The organism is Cellvibrio sp., assembly GCF_053579595.1.
Genome location: NZ_JBRFPI010000452.1, coordinates 1 through 3,340 on the forward strand (window position 1 = coordinate 1; position 3,340 = coordinate 3,340).

Consider the following 3,340-nt stretch of genomic DNA (forward strand, 5'->3'; position numbering starts at 1 on the left):
GTATTCATCCGATTTAATTTCACGAATCATGCTTTCAGTGTACCCATGATCCACCAGATCATTGTAAATCCTGAGCATTACGTTGACATCCGAGGTGTTGCCTACAGAATATTTGTATTTGGTTTCGTTTTCCTGATACCGCTCTGTGATTTCATACTTGATGTTATTGAAATAAGGATCATCGAGTGAAAGTTGTTTTTCACTTTCATGGAACTGTACGAAGTACAACGTGCTATCTGGGGTGTACATCAATTTTGTTGTACTGTCATCGGGAATGAATACCATGTCTTCCTGGATGGATGAGGCTACCATTTGATCTTCTGCCAGGGGTTGATCCTCTTTCGGTAATCCTACCACTATTGTCTTCGTTGCACATCGTTTTTCTTCCTGTGAAGTTACCTTATTGATTCCAATAATACCCAATTGAACTTCATAAGTCCCGTCTTCAAAGTACGCATGGGTTGGCGAATATCCGCGAAGTGGCTGAAGCGGGTGCGGATACCTTTGTTGCCGGTTCTGCCATTTTTAATGCACCAGATTACGCGGCTGTTATCACCCAGATGCGCGAGCAATTGGCACTGGCGAAATAGCCGTTTATTTGCAGACGTTGAGAGTGGCTTGAGGGTAGGCATAGGCAGATTATTTCAGTACACTTGCCCTCAGCTCAAACAGGAATCATCCTCGTGAAACACGCAACCTACACTACAGAGTGCGCTACCCACCTTGCCGCCCGATGGCGTCGCTAGTTCATCTTGCTTTGGCAAAATCCTGACCGGTTTTGTACCGAGCCTGCCTTTCCCTGTTTGCGCATAGGCTATCTGTTCATAGATATTTAAAAATGGTTTTTCATGAATAGTGCTGCGCAAATACAATATTGATAAAGATAAAAGCTTGCCCCTTAGTCTGGCGAGCATAAAGGTAATGCCATGAACTCTGACCCGTTTATTGATCACGAAAAATTCGCCCAATTAGCCGCGCAAGGCTACAACCGTATTCCCGTCATGCGTGAAGTGCTGGCGGATCTGGATACGCCACTATCCTCTTATCTGAAGCTAGCAGCTGGCCCTTATTCGTACCTATTTGAATCAGTACAAGGCGGCGAAAAATGGGGGCGTTACTCCATGATCGGCTTGCCTGCGCGCACCGTGCTCAAAGCCTTCGGCGATGCAATCCAGATCGAGCGCGATGGCACTGTTGTGGAAACTCATATCTGTGCCGATGCCCTGACATTCGTGGAAGAATTCAAGCAGCGCTATCGTGCACCTGAGTTACCCGGCTTGCCGCGTTTTACCGGCGGTTTGGTTGGTTATTTTGGTTATGACTGTGTGCGTTATGTGGAACCACATTTAAAAGCCAGCACACCGAAAGATGTGATTGGCACACCGGATATTTTGCTTAGCGTATCTGATGAAGTATTGGTGTTTGATAACCTTGCCGGTAAATTGATTTTTGTAATCCATGCGAATCCGGAAGTGGAAAACGCATTTGTGAAAGCCAATGCGCGATTGGATGAGTTGGAGCAAAAGCTGCGCGGCGAAATTCCGGCAACACCCAGTTTATCGCTGGGGAATAATGGCCATAACGAACCGCTGTTTAGCTCCAATTGCGGTGAAGAAAACTTCCACCGCTATGTTGATAAAATCAAAGAATTTATTTTGGCTGGCGATACCATGCAAGTGGTTGTGTCCCAGCGTTTATCGATTGATTTTACCCAGGAGCCGATTAATCTTTATCGCGCCCTGCGCAATTTAAATCCATCGCCTTATATGTATTTTATGGATCTTGGCGATCACCATGTTGTAGGTTCCAGTCCAGAAATTCTCGCGCGTTTGGAAGATGGTGAAGTGACCGTGCGCCCGATTGCAGGAACCCGTCGTCGCGGCTACACGCCGGAAGAAGATAAAGCCCTGGAAATTGAATTGGTGAATGACCCCAAAGAAATTGCAGAGCATTTAATGCTGATTGATTTGGGGCGCAATGATGTAGGCCGTGTGGCGAAAATCGGCAGCGTAAAACTGACGGACAAAATGGTGGTCGAACGCTACTCGCATGTCATGCACATCACATCGAATGTCACCGGTAAATTAAAAGATGACCTGCGTGCGATGGATGTATTGCGCGCGGCATTGCCAGCAGGCACCTTGAGTGGTGCGCCCAAAATTCGCGCGATGGAAATTATTGACGAATTAGAGCCGGAAAATCGTGGCATCTACGGTGGTGCGGTGGGTTATATTTCCTGGAATGGCAATATGGATACCGCCATCGCTATTCGCACTGCCGTTATTAAAAATTGCAAGCTTTATGTGCAAGCGGGTGCAGGTGTAGTGGCTGATTCAGTACCCGCGCTGGAGTGGAAAGAAACCATGAATAAAGCGCGCGCGATTTTTAAAGCCGTTGATATGGTGGGCACTGCTGCAGTGAAAGGAGATGCAAAATGATTTTAATGATCGATAACTACGATTCATTCACCTACAACCTGGTGCAATATTTTGGCGAGCTGGGTGCAGATATCAAAGTCGTACGCAATGATGAAATCACCATCGAAGAGATTGCAGCCTTAGCACCAGAAAAAATTGTTATTTCTCCTGGCCCTTGTACCCCTACTGAAGCGGGGGTGTCGGTGGATACCATCAAAACCTTCGCCGGAAAAATTCCGCTGCTCGGAGTTTGTCTTGGTCATCAAAGTATTGGTCAGGCGTTGGGCGGTAAAGTGATTCGCGCTCCGTTCGTAATGCACGGTAAAACGTCACCTGTGTATCACAACAACAAAGGTGTATTTACTGGGTTAAAAAATCCGTTTCAGGCAACGCGCTATCACTCACTGGTCATTGAAAAAGAATCTATCCCCGATTGTTTGGAGATTACTGCCTGGACGCAAAATGAAGATGGCAGCATGGCGGAAATTATGGGCGTAAAACACAAAACTCTCGCATTGGAGGGAGTGCAATTTCACCCTGAATCGATTTTAACCGAGCATGGCCACGATATGTTGCGCAATTTTTTAACGGCGTACTGATTCATAAAAGGTAATGGCAATGGATATCAAACAAGCATTAACAAAATTGGTAGCGCGCATCGACCTGAGTACAGAAGAAATGATTTCTGTGATGCGTGTGGTGATGACAGGGGGCGCTACGCCTGCACAAATCGGTGGTTTTTTGGTGGCGCTGCGGATGAAAGGCGAAACCCTGGATGAAATCACTGGCGCTGCAATGGTGATGCGCGAGCTGGCTACACCGGTTGATTTAGATGTTCCCTTTTTGGTTGATACCTGCGGCACCGGTGGCGATGGTGCTAACTTATTTAATATCTCCACTGCCAGCGCGTTTGTTGTCGCTGC

Annotated in this window: 3 protein-coding genes and 2 pseudogenes; 4 read left to right on the plus strand and 1 reads right to left on the minus strand. The window is 46.8% G+C overall.

The features are described from left to right. Positions 1–312 (minus strand): hypothetical protein (locus tag ACWA6V_RS19515; RefSeq protein ID WP_449524059.1); only part of this gene is annotated, 312 nt, incomplete at its 3' end. A 146-nt stretch (positions 313–458) separates the two neighbouring features. Here ACWA6V_RS19515 and ACWA6V_RS19520 point away from each other — a divergent pair. From ACWA6V_RS19520 to trpD, 4 genes and pseudogenes are all read left to right on the plus strand, one after another. After that, positions 459–590 (plus strand): annotated as a pseudogene (locus ACWA6V_RS19520) (ribulose-phosphate 3-epimerase); the annotation flags it as partial. A gap of 336 nt (positions 591–926) precedes the next feature. Then, entirely contained in the window at positions 927–2,438 is a 1,512-nt protein-coding gene (trpE, locus tag ACWA6V_RS19525) for an anthranilate synthase component I (RefSeq protein WP_449524060.1), read from the plus strand. After that, entirely contained in the window at positions 2,435–3,016 is a 582-nt protein-coding gene (locus ACWA6V_RS19530) for an anthranilate synthase component II (RefSeq protein ID WP_449524061.1), read from the plus strand. Before trpE ends, ACWA6V_RS19530 begins: the two co-directional genes overlap by 4 nt. A gap of 19 nt (positions 3,017–3,035) precedes the next feature. After that, positions 3,036–3,340, plus strand: a pseudogene (gene trpD, locus ACWA6V_RS19535) (anthranilate phosphoribosyltransferase); the annotation flags it as partial.

What these genes read in the sequence shown, in the direction of transcription:
- trpE (WP_449524060.1), top strand. Translation starts at nt 927, where the DNA reads ATGAACTCTGACCCGTTTATTGATCACGAAAAATTCGCCCAATTAGCC.
- ACWA6V_RS19530 (WP_449524061.1), top strand. Translation starts at nt 2,435, where the DNA reads ATGATTTTAATGATCGATAACTACGATTCATTCACCTACAACCTGGTG.